Below are 26,698 nucleotides of genomic sequence, written 5' to 3'. Positions count from 1 at the left end.
AAGTGTTTACACCACCATCTCGCGCAGTCTGCGTGAGAGACTGCGTAATACAGCAAAAGAGACATTGGGCCTCTCACGCAAAATTCCTTTGAAGGTCTCACCGTCAATAGCCAGCACGCGGACGTCGGTTTGGGTGCGAAGCGTGGCCGAGCGCGGCGCGGATTCTATGATCGCCATCTCACCGAGGAAATCACCTGAACTGCGTTGCGCCAGTACTTGCTCGATTCCATTGGTCGACCTTACAACATGCAAGTGCCCTTCGACGATCACAAACATCATGTTGCCTTCGTCGCCCTGGTGGAAGATGACGGTATTTTGCGGATACCATTCCTCGCGAGCCATCTCCGCCACGAGTTTCAAATCTTCAGGGGAAAGGTCGGCAAAGATGGGAATTTCACGCAACAATAAAATACGCTCCAGGATGGAAACGGTTTTCAGAGTATCCATAGGTTTCTCCTCGCCAAACTGGATCAAGGCTCCAAGCGCGGCCTCACGTAGAAGCGCATCTGAGCCTGATTTTAATTGATGTAATAGTGGGATAAATTCTCGCAAGCCGAGTTCAGAGGTGGAACGAATAGCAAGAACCCGAAGCCAGGGGTTCATATTTTTTAGCAAAATTGCAACTACATCCGATGGGTCGAATGCTGTGGGTTCTTCTTCAAGAAGTGAGACCACACTCTTTGCAAGTTGTTTATCCCCAATCGTATCCAACGCTTCGAGAGCGGCGGCGCGGTTTTCGATATTTGCCCCGTTCATACTTTTGCGGATAAGTTCCATTGTGTACGTATCACCAAACAAGCCGACGGTTTTTATCAGCCGCCCTTCGCAGAGCGAGGCTTGCATACGCAAACAATCGCGCAGGAAGCTGGCTGCACGTCCTGACGATTGAAAACTGGCTGACTGATTCCGCAATGTCCGCGCGCGAATGGTCTCGCGACGGGCATACCCACGCAGCGGAGAAAGCGATCCTGGATTCCCTGGGGCAAGGGCATCGAGGGCGGAATCCACTGCTGAGTTTTCTGTTTCAAAAACTTCGAGCACGAGCGCGCGGCTTTCGTCACTCCGTTGGCGTAATGATTCTGCGGCTATGTTACGGACACTTGCATCGGGGTCCGTCAAATACCTAACCAGTGTCTTGCTAATGGATTCATCTTTCAAACTTCCCAGGGCGGATATGGCGGCGCGGCGAATGGCTACTGATGAATCTTCGAGAGAGTTCATGATCGGTTGAATATTGAAAGAAGGATTCAGATACGGCGCAATTTCACTGATCGTCTCCAAAGCCGAAATGCGGACGCGGGAATCTTCCGAGTTGAGTCGCGGAGTCAAATGTGACGTCGCTTCATCCACTACGCCGAGCCTTGCCAGCGCGACAATGGCTTTTCCCTGCACTGCCAACGACGGGTCGTTCGTCGCGAGTTCGGCAATCGTTGCAGTCAGTTCAAGGGAAGCAGTTATTTCCAATTTTGGGAGGACAGCCAGCACTTTTTCCCTCACCTGTTCTTCGGGATCGGCAAGGAGAAGGATGATCTCTTCGATAGCGGAATTGGCGCGCAAAGCTCCCAGCGAAGAAACTGTTGAGGCACGCACCCCAGGCTCGGGGTCGGAAAGGAGGCGGGTTAGGGTTGGGATGGCAGAGTCGGCTCCCATCCTTCCTAGCATTTCCACAGCGAGTCGGCGCGTGGTCGCTTTTGAATCCTGCAAGGCTCGCATGGCGACATCCAGCACAGCCGCATCACCTTGAAATCCAGTGAATGCAGATTCGTTAACGCTGAATACCTCAAGACGGCCCGCTTGCAATGCGTCCACTAAGGCCTGGGAATATGCCTTGCGCATCCGCCAGATGAAGACGCCGCACACGAAGGCAAGTGCTGTGCCCATCAAAAAAATCTGCTGGACGGTAAGCGCGCGCTCCGCAACGATAAGCAGGATGCCCGAAAGCGCAACGCCAATTTGCGAAGGCACACCGTTGTTGAAGGCCAGCACTTGGCCGCGTTTTTGCGAAGGGACAACGTTGAACAATGCATTCCAAGCCGTGCCCGCGATGCCAGCCAGAATAACCAATTGTGCAAAGCGCGCAATGGAAGCGCCGTTCAAATCATAAAAAGCTGAGAAGACCGCAAAGGAAAAAATATAGGTGAGTGGCATGAGGAACACGCCGTTGATGATGCCGAGGCGGGTATAAATGCGGCTGGCGAGAAACAGCGACACAAGAAATGTGGAAGCGGTGGTGATGCTATTGAATAAACCAAAGAAACCCGCTACACCTGCTTCATCTGAAAACGAGGCCGTGACGACTTTGCTGAATGGAAATGCAATTGCAAAAAATAATACTGAGAACAGGATGGATGAATAAGCGATCAATCTCATCAAGGGGGAAACGCGCACAAAGTCGAAGCCTGCACGCAGGTCGTTCCAGAGATTTGATTTGGTCTTGAAAACTTTTTCCTGGCGAAAATATCCGCTTGCGATGCTGCGGGTGAGGAAAAAAGCAATGCCCAGAAGAACTGCATACAAAAGAAGCAGGTTATCTGTGCCAAGCAGACGGGCAATGACGCCAGTGACTGCATTGCCGATGACACTACCGAGAATCCCCGCACTGGTAAACAATGGAAACAACCGCTTCGCCTGTCGCGCATCACAGACTTCCCCCGCAATATTCCAGACGAAGGTGCCGAGGATCATACTCACGCAGTTGATGGTCAACCATAGCACGGGGTACAGAAGTGGAAATGGAAAAAGGATCGCTGTGCGCTCGAGGATGAGCAATCCAATAAAAATCGCGATCAGCCCCGAAAAGAATTTGCCTTTGTCGAATCGACCGAGCGCGGCGGAGTAGGCGAGGGTAGTAATAAAAGTAAGAGCCCCCAGGAAAAGATACATGTAGGGTAGAAAGTCTACACCGTAGCGAAGGAGAAACAACGCGGAGGCGGCGTTATCACCCATACCTTGCCCCGCTTGAATGCACGCGAAGAGTAGGGCCACCAGAATTACCAGGCGGCCCTCGTCAAGGCGAACTTTCAATAGGGATGCAAGACGATTCAGCATTTTGTTTTATTGGGAATAATGAAATCCATCCGCAGATTTACCCATTCGGGTACGATGTTGCAGATGGCACAGATTATTTCTTTTGATCTGCGTAATCTGCGGATTGTTTCCAATCATGTTCATAAATTCGGCAATGCACCAAGTTGCTGCAAGAGGCTCACTGAATCCTCTTCACCCCAGTGTTCTACAATTTTTCCATTAGCAATTCTGGCAATATAAATCCCTGTAAATGAAACATGCTTTCCAGTTGGGGGCATGCCCATGAAACTTCCGATATTCGTGCCGCTCATGGTGATGCGCGCCGCTACTTTATCGCCCTCGGCAAATAGATCGTCGATGACCGTTTGATAATCGGGGAAGGCCGCCACCATAATCCGATGAGCAGCTTTTGCGCCCTCGATACCCGTTGGGATTCCAGGCATGATCTTGGGTGTGAGCAAATCTTCCGAGACCACTTCAGTCAGGGCACCCAAATCATTGCTGTTGTATATTTCCTGATAACGCCGAACGATTTTTTTGTTCTCTTCGATGGACATTATGATTTTCCTCGTCGAATTCATTGAGTTTTGAATAATCAAGGTCTCACTTGAACCTGTCCTTCGACTGCGCCGCACAAAGGCAAGAGCGTGCGGCTCCGCTCAGGACGAATTAGCGCATCAACTTCTGAACTCGATGCTGATTCAAAAACGATGCGGTGAGCCCAACCTCGTGCAGTGATTCTGCGATCTGTTGAACGATTTTGCGACCTTCTGCGAGACTGTCTTCGGCTTCTTTTTGATTCCCCAATTCAAATTGGACCTTCGCCAAATCTGTTAGGATCACCCAAAGATGAAGCTTGGAATCAGTTTGCTTGGCCAGTGAGCAGGCTTCAGTTAAGGTTTGAAGCGCTTCTTCAAATCGTCCCAATCCAAATAAAGCATTCCCTTTCCAGCGCAATACTTCGGGAATGTCCACACGCGTAAGAGGCATAACTTCATCCAGTAATTCATTTGAAAGTGAAAGCACTTTGTCAAATTCATTTTTTGCCATTGCCAGTTCGATATTCGCCAGGCAGACGAAGATGGTGTAGCGCGCGTAGGGGATCGAAGTGGGTTGAAGCAATGTATCTCCAATAATTTTTTCAGCAGATGTAGTGTCATGCATGAGCAGATGCATTCGCACTCTTGCGGCTTGCGGAAACGATCTCCAGGCAGGTTGTTTGGCATCCGCGATTTGTAAAGCCTGTTCAACCAAGGGCAGACCTTTTTCCATGGCACCACAATAGGCATATACCCAGGCCAGTTCGGCACGCAGGCTGATACTGCTGGCGATCAACCCTGCTTCATCTGCAAGTTGACTGCTCTGTTCAGCCAGTTGAATGCCGCGCCCCAATTGACCATTTTCAAAATAACAAAACGCCATCAACATGCGATCATACGATTGTCCCCACAGGTTATCGATCTTTTCGCAGATCTGCAGCGCCTGTTCACTGTATTCCAGCGATTGTTCGTATTCCCCGGCGTTGAAGTAAGCTTCCGCCTCCGAGCCTAAACTATCTGCCAGCATCACCTGATGATCAAGTGCTTTCCAAAGTTCGCGCGCTTCTCGAATGGAAGCATGAGCTTTTTCAAACTCGCCTCTGCATGTATACAGGCGGCATAAATCATTCAACACAAAAGCCAGTTGCTCGCGGTCGCTTGAAGCGCGCGCCAACGCCAGAGCCACCTCACCGTGTTGAAGCGACTCATCCAGCCGCTTCGAGAACAAGTAGGTAATCATCAGGTTCCAATTAAGTTTTGCCTGAGTGACATGATCCTCGATCTCGCGGGAAATCTCAAGCGCTTCGATTAACATCTGTTCACTGAGTGCTGAGTTATGCAACTTGGAAAAGATGGAATAGATGGTGGCTTTCGCCATGAGCGCTTTAATCTCAGTCGGGCGGTCTGCCTGCTGACGACCAAATGCCTGCATTTCTTCATAAGTTGCCAGGGCTTCTTCAAAGCGCCCGCTCAACTCAAACACTGAGCCTAATTGATTGTAGAGATTGATAATTTGTTCAGGTTCCACTTTCGTACGTTTTGCCACTTCGAGTGCGCGGCTGAAATGAGTTGCAGCTTCCACATTGGCATACAGACGCGCGGCTTTCTCGCCTGCAAGGATGTCATATTTCAGCGAACGAGAATCTTGCGCGGCATAAAAATGATATGCCAGCAACGGCGCAAATTCTTCAATTCGATTCGCGTGAAGCTCTTCAAGCGTTTCTCCGATACGCCGATGGAGTTCCACGCGCTTCTTGATCAGAATTGAGTCATACGCCGCTTCCTGGATCAAAACATGCCTGAACGCATATTCCTCACGAAAAGGTTCGATCAGACTCGTTTCATTTAAATATTGAATCTGCGTATCGAAACTGCCGTTCAAACTAGTCAATTGTTTTAAGACGCGCAGGTCAAATGAACGGCCGATGACTGCCGCATTTTGGAGAACATGTTTTGACAATTCGGGTAAACGATCAATGCGGGCGCCGAGCACACCGCGCAATGTATCTGGAAGAACAACCTTTGCATCTTCGTTCACTGCCCGCCAATGACTGTTCTCACGAATGATTTGTTTTGTTTCGATCAGGGAACGAATTAATTCCTCAATGAAAAACGGATTCCCGTCCGCTCTTTGGACGATCATATCCCGCACGTTTTTTGGCAGGTCTTTCATGCCAAGCAAGTTAGACAGCAGCATATCAGTTTGTTCTTCGTGCAAGGGTTCAAGTGAAATGGAGTGATAACGTGCCGCTGTTTTTTGTTGTATCTTGTTGATCGCATCCCAACTGGCCGCGGTTTTATCGGGCCTCAACATGCAAATGAACAATAGCGGTTGTGTATCGGTCAAATCCGCCAAGCTGAGCAATAAATTCAAAGAGGCCTCATCCGCCCAATGCAGGTCATCAAACACAATTGCAAGCGGGCCCTCCTTTGCCAGGCCGCAGAAGTATCCCCGCACAGCCTCTACCATTCTTTGAACCAGGGCTTCACCCTGATAGCCCAGCACAACCTGCAAACTTTCTTCGCTTTCTACTGCAAGTATGGCTTCTAAAAATGGCATATCCCCGCCAGGTAAAGTGCAGCAATCACAAACATAACGCAATTTATCGCGCACCTCACTTGGAGAATCATTCTCATGCGCCTCAATCGACTGGCGGATGACCTGCCGCCACGAAAAATAGCTGACCGAGCGGGCATAAGATAATGCATCACCTCGCAGCCAGATGAGTTCTGCTCCTTCATTTGACTTTTTCAACTCTGCGATCAAGGTGGATTTTCCAAGCCCCGCTTCGCCAATCACGCTGACAATTGATCCTGCTCCAATTTTCAAATTCTCTAATCTCTGATTGAGCTCAACTAATTGCGATTCCCTCCCCACTAACGGTGATGATAATCCTTCCAGTCCGCGCAAATGACCTGGGCTCTTCTTCAATCCCAGCGGACGGTAAGTTTTGATTGGCGCGGCTTTGCCCTTGACTTCAACTTCTCCCAAGGCTTCAAAGTCAAAAAACGGTGCAACCAGCTTATATGTTTCATCTGAGATTTGAACAGTTCCAGGCACGGCAGTTTGTTCCATGCGCGCCGCGAGATTGATCGCATCGCCTATTGCTGTATATTCCATTCGCAGATCGGAACCGATTGCGCCGACAACGACCAGGCCAGTATTAATTCCGACTCGCAGACCAAATTCAAGTCCATGTTTGAGGCGGATGTCTTCCGCGTATTCTTTAATCCCCTCGAGAATTTCCAACCCCGCTAATACAGCGCGCTGCGGATCATCCTCATGCGCGATGGGAGCGCCAAAGAAAGCCAGGATCGCATCGCCCATTAGTCGCGGCACAGTCCCTTCATATTTATAGATCGGGCGGATCATGTATTCGAAAATGCCGTTCATGATATCCGACCAGGTTTCGGGGTCCACTTTTTCCGCGGCGGCTGTCGACCCTTTGACATCGCAGAACAACATGGTGATGACGCGCCGTTCTCCCACCATCGCATCTTGTGCGCGAGCGGCTTCAAACTTCGTCATCAACTCGCGCGGAATAAATTTATCCAATGCCTGGTTTTTTACTTGAACATTAATTTCCCCACCTGTTGCATGAATAGTCGCTGCGAGAGAGTTTCCGCAATTCATGCAAAATTTTGCTTCGTCCGGGTTACTGGTCTGGCAATTAGGACATTTCACTCAGTCACAACCTCAAGCCAAAACATAAATCTATGGAAAAAAACTGACAAGACTTGTCATATTCTAGCATATATGAAGAACGGCGGCATAAGGTTTCCAGGCTGGGTTACTTATATATAACTTATGTTGCTGCTATACTCTCGTTGTGTCATGCTGAGGGGCGCTCTTCGCCCCGAAGCATCTCTGACGCCATAAACGCAGACCCTTCGGTCGCGACGAACGCGCTCCCTCAGGGTGACACGTTCTTTTTATGTCAAGGTGACAACTTGAGTTATATAACAAACTGGGTATGGATCGTCGCGATCCATACCCAGTTGCTTGAAATTCAATGCAAAAAGTGTGAGAACTTTATGGCAAATCTACACAATTTCCGGTGTTTAGTTGAACTGAGTGATTGGAGTTTGCTATAAGTGCGCACATTTGTGTCGCATTCGACGGACGGTTGGCAATAGTATATTGTGTGAATGGCGGGTCTCCATAGGCACCCCAGGTCAATTTCCATGGACCTGACCCCGGAGAGCCTGCCTGCTCGGGCGGAACGGTGTTGAAGAATATGTGGACGTGCTGTGAGCTGTCATAATTATGAACCTCATAATCCACTGCATAAATATTACCTTCAACTCTAATGGCTGTGATGACTACATATGGCCCTGTAGGGGTGGCAGTCAATGGGATTGGAGTTTCAGTGGCGATCTCGGTAGCGACCGGGATTACAACTGCGAGCTCCGAAGCCGTTGGTACAACAGCCAGGGTAGGTTCAACTGGGTTGGCAGCCGCAAGGATTTGATTCACTACGAAAATCCCGCCAACAATAAGACAAAGCAAACCAATCACCGCCCCGGCAATCATCGGCAGGGCCATGGCCGCTCTCGGCTTTTTTGAGACAGCAGGTGCAGCCGTTGATGAGTATGGGGATGAGTACATGGAACTTGGCGCTGAACTTTCAACCATTGTCCCTCTTGCGGGCATAATAGGTGTATTTTCAACGTAAGTGCCAGCTACGGGTTCTATCGTTGTTCCGCGTGCCTGCTTCATCATTGTCGCATCTTCCATCATGGTGGCCTTGGGCGAAGATGCACCAGCGGAAAGCGCATTTCTTAGTGCAGCGGCCATTTGCGCGGCGGTCTGATAACGATTGTTTGGGTCCTTCGCAAGCGCCTTATTGATGACTGCCACCAGGGCATCCGGCACATCGGGATTAAGTTTCTTCGGGTTGGGCACAGGATCGTTGATGTGCATCATCATCAGGGTCATGGCTGAATCGGCCTCGAAGGGTGGGCGGCCACCGACCATTTCAAATAATGTCACACCGAGGGAATAAATATCCGAGCGACGGTCGGGCTGCTCTCCTTTGATCTGCTCGGGCGACATGTACATTGCCGTCCCGACAACTGCTCCGGTGGCGGTGTGACGCGTACCGCCGACGATCTTGGCAATACCGAAGTCCATGAGAATGAGTTGGCCTGTGATGGTAAGCATCAGGTTGGCTGGTTTGATATCGCGATGAATCATGCCGCGCTGATGGGCGTAATCCACGGCATCGCATATGCTGGCCATGTATTCAATGGCTTTGGCAGGCGAAAGCTTCCGCCCACTATCGTTGAGTCGTTTAATATGATCCTGGATCGTCTCGCCCGGTACGAACTCTAATACCATGTAATACAAATCGTCATCGCGATTGAAATCATGGACTTGAATGATCCCGTGATGACGCAATTGCGCCACCGCTGCGGCTTCCTCTTCAAATCGCTGGACGAAATCGGGGTTACTGGATAAATGAGAGTGGATGACCTTGATTGCAACCACCCGCTTCAGATTTGGATCAGTGGCTTTGTATACTGCCGACATCCCGCCCTGCCCCAGCATTTCCTCAATAACATACCGTTTGCTTATAGTTTTTCCGATTAAGCTAGCCATCGTCTCTCCTAAACATAAAAACATCAATTCGGTTGAGTGTCATTATTACCGTTAAATATAAGGCCGCATCATAACACAATTAACAACATTCACGGTTTTGGCTAAGCGTTGGCTAATCTATCAAGAATAGCCATGCATTATCGAACTTGCATTGTGTGGTGCGACCGGCCTCGCTTAACGCCACCATGGCTGTAAAGCCTTTCAAAAAAACCGTCTCTGCAGAATTGAAGGCCCGCTGGCGGGCAGCATATTCTGCCTTTAAGACTTGGACTGACGCATCGTATTCGGCCTTGTTCGCCCGATACACAGCCATGGCCTGTGCGTCATTTTGGTTCGCAGGCTTCTGCGGTTCCGGCGGGAGCGATATGCCGGGCGGCGGCTTGCTTGGGTCTACCTCGGCAACCAATATGCCATTGGTGTATACCCAGAAACGATTGCCGCGCCCAACGAGTGTCAGGCGATTTGTCGCCTCGTTTTCCCAGTTGAAACTCTTATCCTGGGTGCGGGGGTAAAAGTCCTGCCCAGTGACCACATCTCCGTCGTCCATGGTTGCGAAGAGGAAATGTCCTTGGGCCACCCGTGTGATGATGGCTACATATTGATCTAGTGCAAGCTCGTTTCCATTTGACCGCACCACAAATCCGCAACCGGATGTGCTGCCAACTGTATTCCAGGTAATATCGGCAGACATGACGAAATCAGTTGCAAGCGTGCCAATATAATAATTGATGTATTCGAATTGGTGATAACCAGATGCATCCAGTGAAACCGATGGATGCACCCAGGCAAGGCTGCCCTCTGAAGGTTGAACTCCATATTTGGGCAACTCTGCCAGGATTGGAGCAAAGGCTGCCGCAGTTGCAGTTAACGAATCAGAGTCCAAATTTACCGCCGGTGTTGCTTGTTCTCCTTGCCCTGCAGATGCCGTACCAGTGCCACGGACCTGGTCGCTGATGGCCTGGAGGGTGGCTTCCTTCGAAGGATCGCCGCCTTCTACACCACAGGCCAGCGAAGCCACAATTAGCACAAGTGGCAGGATTACAATTCGAGTTTTTTTCATTTGAGCCTACACCACATCTTTACGTTTTTGAAGGTATAGAATTGCCCCAAACAATATCATGACGATCAAAAACTGTACAAACCATGTTAATGTAACCTTGGTGTAATAAGCCAATGTGTCATTCTTATTAACATAGGCAAAGCCTGACCCGTTGTAGAAGGTCCTCACAACACCTTCTGCACCAAAACTTGCCACCTCCAATTGAGCTTTCGCCGTTTGGTACTCGGCCAGTTCGCTGGTGTATTGGTCAACCTGCGTCCTCCAAATTTCCGCCTCGGCTTCCCATAGCTTAAGCTTGGCAAAGAATTCCGCCATGGCGACATTATCCGATTGGTTCTGGGGTTCCACAGGGCGGGCAGGTTCTGGAGGAGGTGGGGTGGGTTCAACTGGTAGGGGTTGATCGACCAGGGGTATGTGAAATTTTCCCAAGCCAGGTTGATTGCAAGACTCCTGCTTTAGTGCATTGACACCCAAACACTTGCAATTATTCGCCACCTTGTCTTCCAGTGACATAGCATCTCGCACATCAGGAGGCAAGGCCCAACATATATCCGCCGCCACATCGGACCCGGGGCCTGTGATGGCAATCAAAGATTCGAAAGCCCAACGCGTTGAAAAGGGTGCGCTCACAAAGCTTGGCACTGGAATCAACGCTCCAGCCAGAACAATTTGAGGCAGCATCAAGATAATAACAATTAACGGAGCCGAACTTGCATTCGGCGCAAGCGCTGAAGCGAATAGTCCCAGCATCATGCCCGCGAAGGTAGCCAGGGTCATGGTGATATATATTTGGAAGAATTCGAGCACGCCGCCCGGCATGTTGAACGCAAGATAATGCACCACGGTGTAGGCCACCGCCTGGTAGAGGGCCAGTAAGGCGGCCACCCATATTTTCGATAACACGTAAGGCATGATTTTAAGATTGACCAATCGCTCGCGTTTGTAAATGTCCTGTTCCTTCACGATCTCGCGCATTTGCGAAATTCCGCCAACCATAATGCCATAAATGGTCAGCAGGAAAAGAGTGATCATGACCTGGGACATGTCACCTACATAGAAATCAAAAATATTTCTGCCCATCACAAAGGAAAGGATCACATCCAGCATACTTACAACTGGCGCCGTTGCCAGCATCAAGCCCAAGGCAAAGCGGTCACGGGTCAATATTTTTATATTGCGCGCTGAAAGGATCATGAACTGTCTTAATGAGGAAACCTGCCGCGTATTGGCTGCTTTGGTCAGCACTCTTTCAGGTTCAAGCACAGTCGCAGCCCGTTCCGGGGATGTCTTCCCAGCCAAAGGCTTTGAGACGTACTCCACATGAGCCTGGCTTTCACGATACCGTTTGGCCCAGTCTTCGGCCTTTCCCTTGCTCGGATCATCCAAAATAGCATAGATCTCATCGAACTCGATCTTGCCGGCCCTGCGAGCGCGTTCCGAACGATATTGATCGAAGTATGCCAGCGCTTCATCGGGGGGACCAAACCACGCCAGATAACCGCCTCTGGCTAGGAAGATCACCTTATCAGCCAGCATTACGTTTTTGGTGGCATGGGTAATTAAGATAATGGTACGTCCCTGATCAGCCAGACGCCGCATCAACTGCATGAGGGCAGTTTCTGTGCCGGGGTCCAGACCAGAAGTAGGCTCATCTAGAAAGAATAAGCCTGGTTTGGTGAGCAACTCAACACCAATGGAGACGCGCTTTTGCTGCCCGCCGCTAAGCCCGCTGATTTGAACATCCCTGCGATGTGTGAGGTCAAGGTCTTCGAGAACTTCCATAACGCGCTTGTGCCGTTCTTCCGGTGATGTATCAGCCGGCATACGTAATTGAGCAGCGTAATCAAGCGCTTGATAGATAGTCAACTCCATGTGAATGATATCTTTTTGAGGCACGAACCCGATCTCATTACGGATCGCGTCAAAATGAGTGTAAATATCAATATCGTTGACATAAACTTTCGAGGGAGGGGTGGCTGGGCGATAGCCAGCAACCGCATCCACAAAGGTGGATTTGCCGCCACCGCTTTGCCCCACGACGACGATAAATTCTCTGGGCTTAAATGAGGCGTAGATATTTTGAAGAATATTCAAATCCTTGCGCACCCACTTGTTCAAGCCAATCACATCAACGCGTAATCCATTCCCATCATCGTATCCGGCAAGCTGATCTTTGCCCATCACAAATCGATATTGTCCAATACGAATAGAGTCGTTGGATTTCAGCCATACCGATCCATCGATGCGCTCTCCGTTGACAAATGTACCGTTGGAACTGCGTAGATCCTCCACGCGGTAACGCTGCCCCACTTTTTCGATTTGAGTATGGAAGCGCGATACATTCTGAGACGGGATCACAACGTCATTGCTTGGGTCCCGTCCGATCTGGATGAGTGTCTTGTCGCCGAACACAATATCCCGCTCTACTTGCTGTGCTGCCTCGCTTGGAGCATTGTAGGTCATCGTAACCATTATGCCGGGGTCGAGGCTGCCAATTCTCAGTATGTCGCCGTGACGCAACGTGCGTGAACCGTCAAGAGGTCGTCCCTCAAACAGGACCGGGTTCTTAGCTTCGGGAACCATAACCAACTTGTACCCTCCGCCATTCACCTGCTCAAGCCGCGCATGGCGACTCGAAACGATCTGCGATGGGATCACAATATCATTGCCCTCGACTCGACCGATCGTAATGGTCTGACGGTTTAATGGATAAGTCTGTGTGCTTCCACCTGCAATAGTTACCATTAGTTGACGCGGACCTGAACTAACCGCTAGTATTGGTTCTTCCCCCAATATAGTCTGCATTACATGGGATGGCCTGGCAGGCCCGGAACGTACGGCAGTCTTTGCTGGCATCGAACGTTCTGCTGTTTCCTCCGAGGCCAGAACAGGCGCATGATAAACCAGGTTGATGGTTTGCCCAAGCCGAATCTTATCGCCCGTCTTCAACGAACGCCGCGCAGCCAACTTCTCGCCGTTGACGAAGGTTCCGTTACTGCTTCCCAAATCCTCCAGCGCGTAAGTTTCGCCTTCCAGCATGAGCCTGGCATGGCGGCGCGATACGGCTGAAGCGGGAATGGTTAGATCCGCGCTGTCATCACGGCCAATAATAATTTCTGATTTAACTAGTTCGAATTCTTTGGGGGCGCTGCTACTTTGATCGTTAACCAGGATTAATTTAAAACTGTTTGATTGGGTCACGAGGCTGTTCCTTTTTATAGATGGTCAGCACAGTTCCAAAATATAATTGTGTTGCCCACACCTTTGCGTGAGATTTAACACAAAAATAGATAACTTTGATGAGATTATACCTTTTTGCGGAAATGCATGTCAAGCCAACCATACTAAAGAGCCATTAAATCGAGATGTTGGTAGTATCATTTTTCTCAAGCCAGATTATTGGTTTAATTGGAATCGCTGTGATACTTGCGCCATGCTCAGCTAAACTAAAAAGATTCGGATAGAATTGTTTCCCTACCGATGGGCTATGTGGCCTCCCAGAATAATCGTGGTACTCTTAACTTTGTGTTATAAATTGAAAAAATTTGCTTTACTAGGTGAAGACTCGCTAGGTGAAGACTCTTATGAAGCAATACTCTCAGCTCCCCCCAAATACATCCTATAAAACAAGCACGCTCGTTTCTCTCTTACGATGGAGATCTGAGCAGCATCCCGATAAACTGGCTTTCAGGTTTCTGCCGGAGGATGAATCCGAAAACATCACGATTAACTATGCAGAACTGGATCGCCGTGCGCGCGCTATCGGTGCATGGTTGGAAAGTTTTGGCGCGAAAGGTGAGCGTGCGCTTCTCTTATATCCGCCTGGCCTGGATTATATAGCAGCCTTCATGGGCTGTTTGTATGCCGGCGTGACCGCCGTACCCGCTTATCCTCCACGTCTTAATCGCCCGGTTCCGCGCATCCAGTCTATTGTTGACGATTCGCGTGCAAACTTTGCGCTGACAACCACCGCGATCCTCACTAACATCGAAAAGCGATTCGAACATGCTCCAGATTTGAAAGCGCTGCATTGGTTGAACACCGAGCAGGTACCGGCGGGGTTGGAAGCGGATTGGCGCGATCCCAATGTATCGCCCGACACACTGGCTTTCCTCCAATATACGTCGGGTTCTACCAGTCAGCCAAAAGGAGTGATGCTCAGCCATGGCAACTTGATGCACAACCTGGAAGCCATCAGCCGTGGTTTCCATATTGACTCAACGGTGATGGGCGTTTTCTGGCTTCCAAGTTATCACGATATGGGGCTGGTGGGCGGCATCCTGGAACCTATGTACCTGGGCGGGGCTACTACTTTGATGTCGCCGCCATCTTTCCTGCAACGGCCTGTGCGCTGGTTGGAAGCCATCACGCGCTATCGCGGCAACACCTGCGGCGCACCTAACTTTGCTTACGATCTGTGTGTCGATAAGGTCACACCCGATCAGATGGAAAAGCTGGACTTAAGTTCCTGGACTTTGGCATTTTGCGGAGCCGAACCGATTCGACCTGAGACTTTGGAACGCTTCGCACGTGCCTTTGCCGGGTGCGGCTTTCGAAAGGCTGCTCTCTACCCTTGCTTTGGCATGGCAGAAAGTACATTGATAGTATCCGGGGCAGATGGGCCATCTGAGCCGCGCACTTTCAGCGTGGATCGAAAATCTTTGGAAAGTGACCGCGTGGTTCCCGCACCTGCAAATGATGCAGATGCATTGACCATGGTTAATTGTGGCGCACCAGTGATTAACCAGACGATATTGATTGTTAACCCAACCACATTACAGCAATGTGATTCAAATCAGGTTGGCGAAATTTGGGTTGCGGGCCCTAGTGTTGCACAGGGATATTGGGGCTTGGAAGATGAAACTCGCAAAACTTTTCAGGCTTATGTATCAGACACTGGCGAAGGCCCCTTTATGCGAACCGGTGATCTTGGCTTCCTGCATGAGGGCGAGCTATTTGTCACGGGTCGCTTGAAAGACTTGATCATTATTCATGGAAGCAACCACTATCCGCAGGATATTGAATTAACCGTAGAGTCGAGTCACCTCGCCTTGCAATCCTCAGGTGGTGCTGCCTTCTCCATCACAGATGGTGGTAAAGAGCAGCTTGTCATCGTTCACGAGGTCACACGCCAAAACCGACAGCCTGATATTAATGAAGTTGCTGCGGCCATTCGTCAGGCCGTGGCAGATAAACATGATCTGCAAGTCTTCGCCATCGTTTTAGTCAAGCCGATGAGCATTCCCAAGACCTCCAGTGGAAAAATCCAGCGCCGCGCATGTAAAGCAGACTTTCTAAATGGGGAGTTGGAAGTTGTGGGTGAGTGGCGGGCAAAGAAACCCTCATACCCCGTTGGGGCACTTTCCCCAGCCCTTCCCCCGAAGGGGGAAGGGAGTCGTTCCTCTCGCCCTTCGGGAGAGGGGTCAGGGGTGAGGGCAGATGTCATTCAAGCCTGGCTTATCACTCGCATCGCATCCATGCTGGAGTTGGATGCGGCATCCATTGATCCGCGCCAGCCATTTACTTATTACGGAATGGGTTCTGTTCAAGCTGTGAGCCTGACTGGTGAACTTGAAGATTTTCTAAACCGCAGGCTCGCACCCACCCTCGCATGGGATTATCCAACTATTGAATTACTGGCGAATTATCTGGCGAATGATTCACAACCAACCAAATCTATTTCATCGCCCGTTTTAATCCAACCATCTTCAAAATTCACAAGAGAACCCATAGCCATTATCGGGTTGAGTTGTCGCTTCCCGAATGCCGCAAGCCCTCAAGCCTTTTGGGAATTGCTGCGAAACGGAGTGGATGCCATTAGCGAAGTCCCAGCTGATCGCTGGAATGTGGATGCCTTTTATTCATCCGATTTTGCCACGCCGGGAAAAGTCGCATCTCGTTGGGGTGGCTTTCTCAAGGATGTCGATTTATTTGACCCTCACTTCTTTGGGATTTCCCCACGTGAAGCGGCTCGCATGGATCCTCAACAACGCCTCCTTCTTGAGGTGAGTTGGGAGGCGCTCGAAAATGCTTTTATCAACCCTTCATCTTTAGCGGGCAGCCGCACGGGTGTCTTCGTTGGAATTAGCAGTAATGACTATTCGCGCTTACAGTTTGATGATACCGAAAGAATTGACGCATATGCGGGAACTGGTAATGCGCACAGCATTGCCGCGAATCGCCTGTCCTATTTCCTCGATTTGCGCGGCCCCAGCATGGCGGTGGATACGGCTTGCTCATCTTCATTGGTGGCAGCGCACCTTGCTTGTCAAAGCCTTCAGAATGGTGAATCAGATTTGGGTGTAGTCGGAGGCGTGAACTTAATCCTCACTCCCGAGTTGACCATCACCTTTTCACAGGCGCGGATGTTGTCTCCCGATGGTCGCTGTAAAACATTCGACGCCAGCGCAGATGGATATGTGCGCGGCGAAGGCTGCGGTGTGATTATTCTAAAACGATTATCGGATGCAATGCGTGACGGGGATAATATCCTTGCATTGATCCGTGGCTCGGCTGTGAATCAAGATGGACGTAGTAATGGACTGACCGCTCCCAATGGATTGGCTCAACAAGATGTCATTCGGCAGGCTCTTGCAAATGCCGATGTTGCCCCGCATCAGATCAGTTATGTGGAAGCGCATGGGACGGGCACGCCGCTCGGCGACCCGATTGAAATGTCATCTTTGCGCGCGGTACTTGATGATGGGCAAACAACAGGCAAGGTGTTGGTGGGTTCGGTAAAAACAAATATTGGGCATCTTGAGTCTGCGGCAGGAATTGCAGGGTTGATCAAATCGGTGCTCGCCATGCAACACGAAGCTATTCCACCTCACCTTCATCTAAAAGAAGTAAATCCATATCTTTCATTAGAAGACTCGCGGCTGGAAATTGGAACCTATCTGCGTCCATGGAAACGCCGCGACCAACTACGCTTTGCAGGCGTGAGTTCCTTCGGCTTCGGCGGCACGAACGCACATATTATTCTCTCTGATGCGCCATTGCTTGTTTCAGCAGCGCCGTCAGAAAACATGGAACGCCCTCGTCACATTCTTGCTTTATCGGCTAAGACAGATTCTTCATTGCTTGAATTGGCTCAACAAACAAAGTTTCAAATGGAATCACTGCAACAACCCATAAGCGATTATGCTTTTACTTCCAACACAAAACGTTCGCACTTTGAGCAGCGATTAACTATTCAAGCAGGAACAACCGCAGAACTGAAAGATGGATTGGATGCTTTTATTTCCAACACGAATATCCTCGCCATATCAACGGGTCATGCGAGGTTAAACGCACAACCAAAAATAGCCTTCTTGTTTACAGGGCAAGGCTCGCAATATTCAGGAATGGGGCAACAGCTTTATGAAACACAACCTGTCTTCCGTGCCGCACTGGATCAATGTGCTGAGATTCTAAAAAACATTTTGGATCGTCCGCTATTGGAGATTCTCTTCGCCGATAAAAACGAAAACATTCATCAGACCACGTACACACAACCCGCGCTCTTCGCCTTTGAATATGCCCTTGCGCAAATGTGGCAATCCTGGGGCGTCATGCCTCATGCGGTTCTTGGTCACAGTGTCGGCGAATATGTTGCCGCATGTGTTGCCGGTGTTTTCACTTTGGAAGATGGCCTGCGATTAATTACCGAACGCGCACGCCTGATGGGAAGCCTGCCTCACAACGGAATGATGGCCGCTGTATTCGCGGATGCATCGCGTGTGGCAGATATGTTGAAGCCTTATCAAGATCAAGTATCCATTGCGGCGGTGAATGGCCCTGATAACACCGTTATCTCTGGCGAAACATCCGCTGTGCAAACTGTATTAGATGCCCTCACCAAACTTGGAATTTCATACAAGCCGCTCACGGTCTCCCATGCATTCCATTCGCCGCTCATGGATTCGATTCTGGATGACTTTGAATCAACCGCGCAACGGATTCATTTCAACGCCCCTCGCATCCCTCTAAGCTCGAACCTGTTCGGCGGTATTCTGGAGCCTGATCACATCCCTGAAGCAGATTACTGGCGGAAGCATATCCGCGCGGAGGTGAAATTCTCGGCAGGGATGCAGTCGCTCGCCGCTTTGGGAATCGACTCCTTCATTGAAATAGGCCCCAGCCCCACATTACTAAGCATGGGCAAACGCTGCCTTCCAGAATCAAAGGTCGCATGGCTCCCCTCCTTACGTCAAGGACAGGATGACTGGCAAATCATTTTGGACAGCCTCGGCAAACTCTATGTCCAGGGCGCGGATGTAAACTGGGCTGGCTTCGATCAAGGATACACGCGCCAAAAAGTTTCCCTGCCCAATTATCCATTTGAACGTCAGCGCTATTGGTTTGAAGCAATAGCAAAAAAGAATCTACCTAATGAAAGCCATTTGCCTATTGTGCAGATGACTGCAAGCCCCGAATCGATATCTCTCGCCCAGCTTGAAAACAATAACGGCAGAGACAGCGACAATGGATATCACAAAGAACCAAAGGCAAAACAATTATCTGTTACCGACTTGGATCGCGCTTCTTTGTTAAAGACAGAGCCAGCGCAGCGCCAGCATACTTTGGAAGATTTCATCCAGAGACAAGCCGCCCGCGTTCTGGGAATGGGCGCCACTCGTTTGGATCTTAATCAACCACTTGATACAGTCGGCCTCGATTCGTTGATGGCTATCGAACTCAAGAACTCACTCGAATCTAAATTGGGAATCAATCTTTCAATTGCCAGCCTGCTTCAAGGGCCAACGATTTCAAGTCTCGCCACAGAAGCGCTTGAGAATCTGGATTCGCTTGAGGCTTCGAATGAAACGCCCTTCATCATCGCACAAGAATCCTCAAACGAGAGTCCGCTTTCTTATGGGCAACAAGCGCTTTGGTTTCTCCATCAACTTTTGCCTGAAGAGATTTCATTCAATGTGGCAGGTGCGGTTCGCATCACCAGTGAGTTAGATATCCCAGCCCTTGAACGCGCCTTCCAGCAATTAGTGGCACGTCACGAATCATTACGAAGTACTTTTAATGTAGTGACAGGCGAGCCTGTTCAGCGGATTCACTCATTGATGGATGGGATTTTCCATGTTGAAGATGCTTCGCAGTGGAGTGACGCAGAACTACACAACCAACTTGTCACCGAAGCCCATCGTTCATTTGATTTGGAGAACGGGCCATTATTGCGGGCGCTATTGTTCAAAAAGAGCAAAGGTCAACCCAACCGTGATAACGGTCATGAGCAATCATTGACACGGGAATACTTCCTTCTCCTTTCCATGGATCATATCGTCACAGACTTCTGGTCGATGGCTGTGTTGACCCAGGAGTTGCTTGCATTATATGAAGCAAATACAACTGGCAATGAGGTTTCTTTACCTCCGCTCCAAGCGCATTACTCGGATTATGTTCGCTGGCAGACAGATTTGCTGGCTGGCCCGCAAGGTGAAAAGCGTTGGGAATATTGGCGCGATCAACTTGGTAATGAGCTTCCTGCTCTAAATCTTCCCACTGACCGTTCACGTACGCCGTTGCAAACTTATCGCGGCGACTCGCAGCATTTGGTCATGGATGCTGAACTTTCCAGCCAATTGAAAGTTCTCTCTCAGGAACAAGGTGCTACTTTGTTCATGACGCTGTTGGCCGCCTTTCAAACTTTATTGCATCGCTATTCGAATCAGGATGAATTCATTGTTGGTTCTGTCACTGCCGGGCGAAGTCACTCGGAATTGGCAAATCTGATCGGCTACTTTATAAATCCTATTGCCCTACGCGCGGATTTTTCCAATAATCCCACGTTCAATCAAGTCCTTCAGCGCGTCCGTCAGATAACGCTTGGCGCGTTTGAACATCAGGATTATCCCCCCGCCCTACTCGCGAAACGATTGGGCTTGCAGCGTGATTCGAGCCGCCCTCCGCTTTTTGAAACCATGTTCATTTTGCAAAAAGCCCAGGGGATGGAGATGCAGGCTCTTAGTCCGTTTGCGTTGGGAATCGACGGGGCGCGCATGGAGATGAATGGCCTGACTTTTGAATCCATCGCTTTAAGAAGTGAGCCCGCGCAATTTGACCTGACCATGATGATGGCCGAAACTCAGGATGGTCTTGGAGCGGCTCTTCAATACAACATGGATCTATTTGATGCCGAAACCATCCAGCAGATGTTGAGTCATTTTCATTCCCTGTTGCAAAGCATTGTTGCTGACCCGATGAAGCCAGTTTCGACATATGCTTTGCTTGATGATTCGGAACGTCAACAAATTCTGATGGCTTGGAATGAAACACATACTGAATATCCACGCGATCTTTGCATCCATGATTTGATCCAGGAACAGGTGAAGCGCACACCCAATGCAGTCGCTGTCCAATTTGAAGATAAGAGCCTGACCTATAAAGAACTGGACAAGCGCGCTGATGAACTTGCAAAAATCTTGATCGCCCAGGGAGTAAAACCAGGGGCACTGGTGGGACTTTTTGTAAACCGCTCACTCGATATGTTGATTGGACAATTGGGCGTTCTTAAAGCAGGCGGAGCGTACCTGCCCTTGGACCCATCCTTTCCATCAGAGCGGCTTGCGCTCATGCTCTCTGATTCTGGAGCTGCGTTTATTCTCACACAAACAAACCTCTTGACTGACATGCCAGAGAATAAAGCTCAGATCATTTGTTTGGATGCACTGGAAAAATTGCCTTCAACAAAAAGAAAAAAGAAAACCAATGCTTCTAGCCCTGATGATCTTGCCTATATCATCTACACTTCTGGGTCTACTGGCAAACCTAAAGGCGTTCAGATCCATCATCGGGCGGTGGTCAACTTTTTGTGTTCGATGCGTGAGAGTTTGAGAATCAATGCAGAGGATACGCTTCTCGCAGTCACCACTCTTTCATTTGACATCGCAGTTTTGGAATTATTGTTGCCGCTTACTGTAGGAGCGCGTGTTGTCATTGCCAGTTCAGAAGTCTCTGCGGATGGTGCATTACTGGCAGATGCGTTAACCCATTCGGATGTAACATTCATGCAGGCCACGCCAGCGAGTTGGAGGTCATTGCTTGAGGCGGGCTGGAAGGGAAAAGCTGATCTCAAGATTCTGTGCGGCGGCGAAGCGCTCACCAACGATTTGGCAGAGCGATTGCTGGAACGCGGAGCGCAGTTGTGGAATCTCTACGGCCCAACCGAGACAACAATTTGGTCTACGATTTATCAGGTCACGTCAAATGATTATCAAGGCATTTCCAATACTGTTCCAATTGGCAAGCCTATCGCAAACACACAGATTTATATTTTGGATTCCAATCTGCAGCCTGTTCCTATAAATGTGATCGGTGATCTTTACATAGGCGGGGATGGAGTTAGTCGTGGTTATCTCAATCGTCCAGAGTTGACTGCGGAACGATTCATTCCGAATCCGTTTGATATTTCTTCTGCTATCAATATTTCACAAAAAAACTCTGGAGTCGGGCAGCTTATTTACCCTGTGGGTGCTGCCCAAAATTCCCATCAACAAGCTGATAGAGTCCAGAATCGTGATCTACCAATTATCTACAAAACTGGCGATATTGCCCGCTATCTCCCCGATGGCAATATTGAATTCTTTGGTCGCAGTGACCAACAAGTGAAGGTGCGCGGTTTCCGCATCGAAACAGGGGAAGTGGAAACTGCGTTGGCAGGGCATCCATCTGTGGGACAAGCTGTGGTTGTGGCATGGAAGGAAAGGTCGTCAGATGCGAGTCTGGTGGCTTATGTAGTACCAGCCTCGGCTGAGAAAGAAGCGGATGCCAGTCAGTTGCGAGTGTTCCTTCGCGTTAAGCTTCCTGAGTATATGATCCCATCCATCTTCGTTAATTTGGAATCCTTGCCATTAACCCCCAACGGAAAAGTAGATCGTAAAGCATTGCCACAACCATCACAGGCGCGTCCTGATTTGCGAGCACCTTACGTTGCCCCGCGTACACAATTGGAAAAAGAACTGGCCGAAATTTGCGCGCAGGTATTGGGATTGGAAAGCTTGAATGGACATTCTGGCGTTGGCGTGCATGATAACTTTTTTGATCTGGGCGGCCATTCATTGTTGGGAACGCGTTTGGTTTTTCTGTTGCGTGAAAAGTATGGGCTCGAAGCGGCGCAATTTCCACTGCGGGCACTATTCGAACAGCCGACGGTTGCCAACCTTGCAAGAATCATTGACGTGGCGATAAAAGGGGAAGGTGAAGTGGTTTATGCAAGCCGCGGTAATTTTATTCAGAGCGGCCAATTAAGTTTGGAAGAGTTAAATGCAGAGGCGCAGCTTGACCCAGGCATTACTGCGGGCGGACTTGTATATCAACATATTGAAGAACCGAAACATATTTTGCTCACCGGGGCAACAGGCTTCGTTGGTGCATTCCTGCTTCGTGATCTGCTAAAACATACATCAGCCGAAATTCATTGTCTTTTGCGTGCAGAGGATTTGGAACAAGGCATATTGAGATTGAAGCGCAATCTTAATTCCTATTCATTATGGGATGATTCCTTTAGTGATCGCATCAAACCGATATTAGGTGATTTGGGTGCACTGCAATTGGGTCTGGGCGTTGAGGCGTTTGAGGCGCTGGCCCATCAAATAGATGTGATCTACCACAACGGCGCGATGGTTAACTTTGTTTATCCATATAAGGCGCATAAGGCGTCCAACGTGCTGGGCATGCAGGAAATTCTGCGGCTTGCGAGTCAGATAAGACTAAAGCCAGTTCATTTCGTTTCTACTTTATCCATTTTGTATTCGGGTGGCGTCAATGATGGTCGCGTCATCCACGAAGATGCAAATTTGGATCAAGTCGGAGCGCCGTTTGGAGGCTATGCCCAGAGCAAATGGGTGGCGGAGAAGTTGGTCACGCAAGCTGGCGAGCGAGGCATACCTTATGCGATTTATCGCCCGGGTTTGGTTTCTGGAGATAGCCTCTCAGGCGCGTGGAATACAGACAACCTGATTTCCAGCATGACTCGCGCCTGTCTACTTTTAGGAAGCGTTCCCACTTTGGATGTTATGATTAATATTGTGCCAGTGGATTTTGTTAGCGCTGCGATTGTGCATCTTTCCAAAGCGGCAATGAATTTAGGAAAGGTCTATCACCTTGATAACCCCAAACCTCTTCATTTTAGCAAACTGGCCGATTGGATGATAGATCAGGGGTTCAACGCCCGTAAAGTTTCTTTCGATGAATGGCGCGCGGAACTCTTCAGGCAGTCTATTTATATGCCGTCTGATGGATGGGAATCCTACTTGCCTCTCATTGAAGAAGTGGAAGAGAAGCAGGTGTTCATGCCAGAGTTTGATCTTAGCAACACACTCGGCGGGTTGAATGGCAGCGACATCGTTTGTCATCCGGTCAATAACCAATTGTTCACTACGTATTTGGAATATTTCACTCCGCACGGTTTCCTTGAGAAACCCGAGATCAAAGCCACGTGAACCAGACTCCGCCAAATACAGATCGTTGGTTCGTTTGCCCACGGCCCAATTCAAAAGCAGATAGCCGCCTGTTCATCTTTCCATATGCGGGCGGCGCTCCGACAGCGTTTAATAAATGGCATCTTGAATTTCCCAGTAATATAGAAATCTGGATCGCTTATTACCCAGGCAGGGGTTCGCGCTTTAACGAACCCCCGATCAAAGAGCTTTCTGTTTTGGTTGAAAAGATCAATCATACGATCCAGCCTTTATTAGACAAGCCGTTTATTTTCTTTGGTCATAGTTTGGGGGGCACGATTGCTTTTGAGCTTGCTCGAAAACTATATGAGCAAAATCTTCCTCAGCCGCATATTCTTTTCGTCTCGGCTTGCGGCGCGCCACATATTCTCAATCCAAACCCGCCTATTCATACACTACCTGACTCTGAATTCATAAAATCGATACAGGAACTCAACGGCAGTCCCGCTGAAGTGCTGAACCATTCAGAGTTGATGGAGTTACTCCTCCCGGCATTGCGCGCTGATTTTGAAGCCATCGAAAAGTATCAACATATTTTCAGTGAACATCGGCTGCCCTGTCCCATCATAGCTTTCGGAGGAGACGATGATCCTCGTGTCACCCGCGAGCGATTGGAAGGCTGGGCTCTCTATACATCTGCCAGTTTCAAATCGAAATATTTTTCAGGCGACCATTTCTTTATCAATACCGCACGTGACTCAGTAATAGCATCAATGACCGCTGAGATATCATCATCGTATGCAAACAGATAACTGGATTTGCTCGATCTGGAAATTGATCAAGTCGATGTCTGACGCGTCTCTCTTAATCTGACATCTGATTCCATTAAATTGATCGCGGCTACCCTGTCAGCGGGTGATCGTTTCCGCTCGCGGCGATGCACTCAACCTGTCGAAGTGTCGAAGCGCGGGGCATAATTAAATGTATTTGCGGATTACTTCAACAGCCTTGCCAACGCCATCTTCAGCACTGATTTTTTCACCCAGACTAATCGCCCGCTCGCGCATCGTCGAATCGTGAAGGGCCGTGGAAATAGCCTGGGCCAACCGTTCAGTTGAAAGCTTTTTCCGCGCAATGGGTTCAGGGCCTACGCCGAGTTCAGCAATACGTCTTCCCCAATAGTATTGGTCACCAAAATGTGGGATAACTATATTAGGAGCCCCAGCACTTAATGCTGCTCCAGTTGTCCCTGCTCCGCCATGATGCACAATTGCAGCCATTTGAGGAAGTAGCCATCTGTGAGGCGTATTCTTAATTAGAAAGATATTCTCCGGTAATGGTTGGTCTGTTCCCAATCCACTCCATCCAGTAGACAGGACTGCTCGCTCACCTGTTTCTGCCAAAGCCTTCAGAATAATATTCGCTGTGTCTTGATTTTTAGCAGGGTTTCCCATGCTTCCAAAACCTATATAAATTGGGCGTCGGGTGGATTTTAAAAATTCAGTTAGCGCAGGCTCCGGCTGCCAGTCGGGATGTGGATCAAGGAACCAATACCCGGTAATGGTCACATGATCGGGAAGCTCCTCAGATTTTGGCAGCACAGCGGAGCTGTATCCGCATAGAATTGGCTGGTGTCCTTTCAGAATTTCTTTATAAGGGCCGATGACCGGGATACTTGTTTTTCTCCCCCAGAACTTACGGACAACAGGCAGGAAGACCTGCCATGAGATTTGATGAACCAGCAGGTGGGTTAATAAATTTAATGCCTTGCTTGGGCTGCGCTTGATATTGGATAATATGGCTGGGTATGACCGCGTGGGCATTGGATGTAGGCTCGCAGGAATACATGGAATGTCGAGTTCTTTGCCCAAATAGTAGATGAATGGCAAGGCATAACTATGATAGACGATTGCATCACTTCCCTGACAGGCATCCAGAACATCCATGATGATCTGGCTTAGCATGGGCCTGATAACACGATTTGTGCTCAAAATAAGATTAGGAATTGAGTCTGAATCAAGCCAGGATTGTGTCTTGCTGTTTTGCACAAACTCGAAAGAGTCGAATCGGATTGGAAAGAACTTCAAGTTGTAGCTGGCCGCCAGGCCAGCGAAATTTGAGTTTGCGGCAAACCGGACGTCATATCCCTCGTTCTTTAATCCGAGAGCCAAAGCAAGATAGGGTTGAACGTCTCCCTGGGAACCAACCGCTAAAACAGTTATGCTCATCGTTTACAATATACTATAAATCTCAACTTTATAAGTGCTGCAATCGTTGCTCCAATCATCACAAACCTGATGCTCCGATGTGAAAAAGAAGCAACCACAATAGCCAAAATTTTGCGAGGGTCGATGAAAAGTTCCAATAAATTACTTGATGTCTTGTATAAATATCATGCTTCAAAGAATCTTGTGTATCAGCTATTAAGAGACAGGGCCAAAGACCTGGCAAAAATGATCTCACCATATCTAAAGAATGGCGAGCTCATCCTGGATATTGGACCAGCAAGTTGCACTGTGACTGAAACCCTAATGAAACAGGGTCTAAAAGTCATTCCATTGGATGTTGAGGACTTTAGCATTGTCGAATCAGTATCACCCACATTGTATGACGGGCACAAAATGCCATTTAAAGATGATCAATTTGACACTTCTTTAATTCTTTTTGTTCTACATCATACATACGATCCGACCGAATTATTGGTGGAGGCCAAAAGGGTATCGAGAAAAATTATCGTACTCGAGGATATCGTTACTTCTCCCACACATAAATTCCTAACCGCAGCACTGGACAGCCTTATGAATTTGGAATTTTATGACCAGCCGCATACAAATAAAAGTGACAAAGAATGGCAGACTCTCTTTGGTCATCTAGGTCTTAAAGTATTAGACCGGCAATACAAAACCTCTGCCGCCATAATGAGGCACGCACTTTATTTCCTTGAAAAGTAGTTGTGACTCTGAGAACCGAGTGCTCGAATTTTATATTGGGAGGAAACGAACAGGAGAGATGGTTACTCGCGGTCCACCAACTGCGGAATTCGAATCCTATTCCATGCGTTAGCTGAGTCACCATG

The 26,698-nt window shown here is 49.0% G+C and carries 10 protein-coding genes; 3 read left to right on the top strand and 7 right to left on the bottom strand.

What is annotated here, in order from left to right:
- Positions 1–6: 6 nt before the first annotated feature.
- The 6 genes from AC14M5_RS03225 to AC14M5_RS03200 form a co-directional block, all read right to left on the bottom strand.
- Positions 7–3,048: a HEAT repeat domain-containing protein gene (locus AC14M5_RS03225; RefSeq protein ID WP_484028190.1), complete on the bottom strand. Its 3,042-nt coding sequence runs from the start codon at positions 3,046–3,048 to the stop codon at positions 7–9.
- Between the two features lie 119 nt (positions 3,049–3,167).
- A complete protein-coding gene (locus AC14M5_RS03220; protein ID WP_484028189.1) occupies positions 3,168–3,584 on the bottom strand; it encodes an ester cyclase in 417 nt (138 codons plus the stop codon).
- Between the two features lie 112 nt (positions 3,585–3,696).
- Entirely contained in the window at positions 3,697–7,251 is a 3,555-nt protein-coding gene (locus AC14M5_RS03215) for an AAA family ATPase (protein WP_484028188.1), read from the bottom strand.
- A 348-nt stretch (positions 7,252–7,599) separates the two neighbouring features.
- Positions 7,600–9,168: a serine/threonine protein kinase gene (locus AC14M5_RS03210; protein ID WP_484028187.1), complete on the bottom strand. Its 1,569-nt coding sequence runs from the start codon at positions 9,166–9,168 to the stop codon at positions 7,600–7,602.
- Positions 9,169–9,280: 112 nt separating this feature from the next.
- Positions 9,281–10,228, bottom strand: coding sequence for a hypothetical protein (locus AC14M5_RS03205; protein ID WP_484028186.1), 948 nt, complete (start codon positions 10,226–10,228; stop codon positions 9,281–9,283).
- 6 nt (positions 10,229–10,234) lie between these two features.
- Positions 10,235–13,429 (bottom strand): FHA domain-containing protein, encoded by a 3,195-nt coding sequence (locus AC14M5_RS03200; protein ID WP_484028185.1) that lies wholly within the window; start codon positions 13,427–13,429, stop codon positions 10,235–10,237.
- 383 nt (positions 13,430–13,812) lie between these two features.
- On the opposite strand from AC14M5_RS03200, the gene AC14M5_RS03195 reads away from it, so the two are divergent.
- Together AC14M5_RS03195 and AC14M5_RS03190 are read left to right on the top strand one after the other, a co-directional pair.
- A complete protein-coding gene (locus AC14M5_RS03195) occupies positions 13,813–23,664 on the top strand; it encodes an amino acid adenylation domain-containing protein (protein ID WP_484028184.1) in 9,852 nt (3,283 codons plus the stop codon).
- Entirely contained in the window at positions 23,661–24,434 is a 774-nt protein-coding gene (locus tag AC14M5_RS03190; RefSeq protein WP_484028183.1) for a thioesterase II family protein, read from the top strand. The genes AC14M5_RS03195 and AC14M5_RS03190 overlap by 4 nt, the downstream gene beginning before the upstream one ends.
- 165 nt (positions 24,435–24,599) lie before the next feature.
- Here AC14M5_RS03190 and AC14M5_RS03185 read toward each other — a convergent pair whose 3' ends face one another.
- Positions 24,600–25,850 (bottom strand): glycosyltransferase, encoded by a 1,251-nt coding sequence (locus AC14M5_RS03185; protein ID WP_484028182.1) that lies wholly within the window; start codon positions 25,848–25,850, stop codon positions 24,600–24,602.
- A 123-nt stretch (positions 25,851–25,973) separates the two neighbouring features.
- Here AC14M5_RS03185 and AC14M5_RS03180 point away from each other — a divergent pair, with 123 nt between their 5' ends.
- Positions 25,974–26,573 (top strand): class I SAM-dependent methyltransferase, encoded by a 600-nt coding sequence (locus tag AC14M5_RS03180; RefSeq protein ID WP_484028181.1) that lies wholly within the window; start codon positions 25,974–25,976, stop codon positions 26,571–26,573.
- Positions 26,574–26,698 lie beyond the last annotated feature (125 nt).

The sequence above is a fragment of the Candidatus Villigracilis sp. genome (assembly GCF_057083605.1).
The sequence above is the reverse complement of the archived record's forward strand: the minus strand, read 5'-3'. Positions and strand labels throughout refer to the sequence as shown.

Coding starts and splice junctions, on each gene's coding strand:
- AC14M5_RS03225 (WP_484028190.1), bottom strand. CDS start 3,048: ATGCTGAATCGTCTTGCATCCCTATTGAAAGTTCGCCTTGACGAGGGC.
- AC14M5_RS03220 (WP_484028189.1), bottom strand. CDS start 3,584: ATGTCCATCGAAGAGAACAAAAAAATCGTTCGGCGTTATCAGGAAATA.
- AC14M5_RS03210 (WP_484028187.1), bottom strand. CDS start 9,168: ATGGCTAGCTTAATCGGAAAAACTATAAGCAAACGGTATGTTATTGAG.
- AC14M5_RS03205 (WP_484028186.1), bottom strand. CDS start 10,228: ATGAAAAAAACTCGAATTGTAATCCTGCCACTTGTGCTAATTGTGGCT.
- AC14M5_RS03195 (WP_484028184.1), top strand. CDS start 13,813: ATGAAGCAATACTCTCAGCTCCCCCCAAATACATCCTATAAAACAAGC.
- AC14M5_RS03185 (WP_484028182.1), bottom strand. CDS start 25,850: ATGAGCATAACTGTTTTAGCGGTTGGTTCCCAGGGAGACGTTCAACCC.
- AC14M5_RS03180 (WP_484028181.1), top strand. CDS start 25,974: ATGAAAAGTTCCAATAAATTACTTGATGTCTTGTATAAATATCATGCT.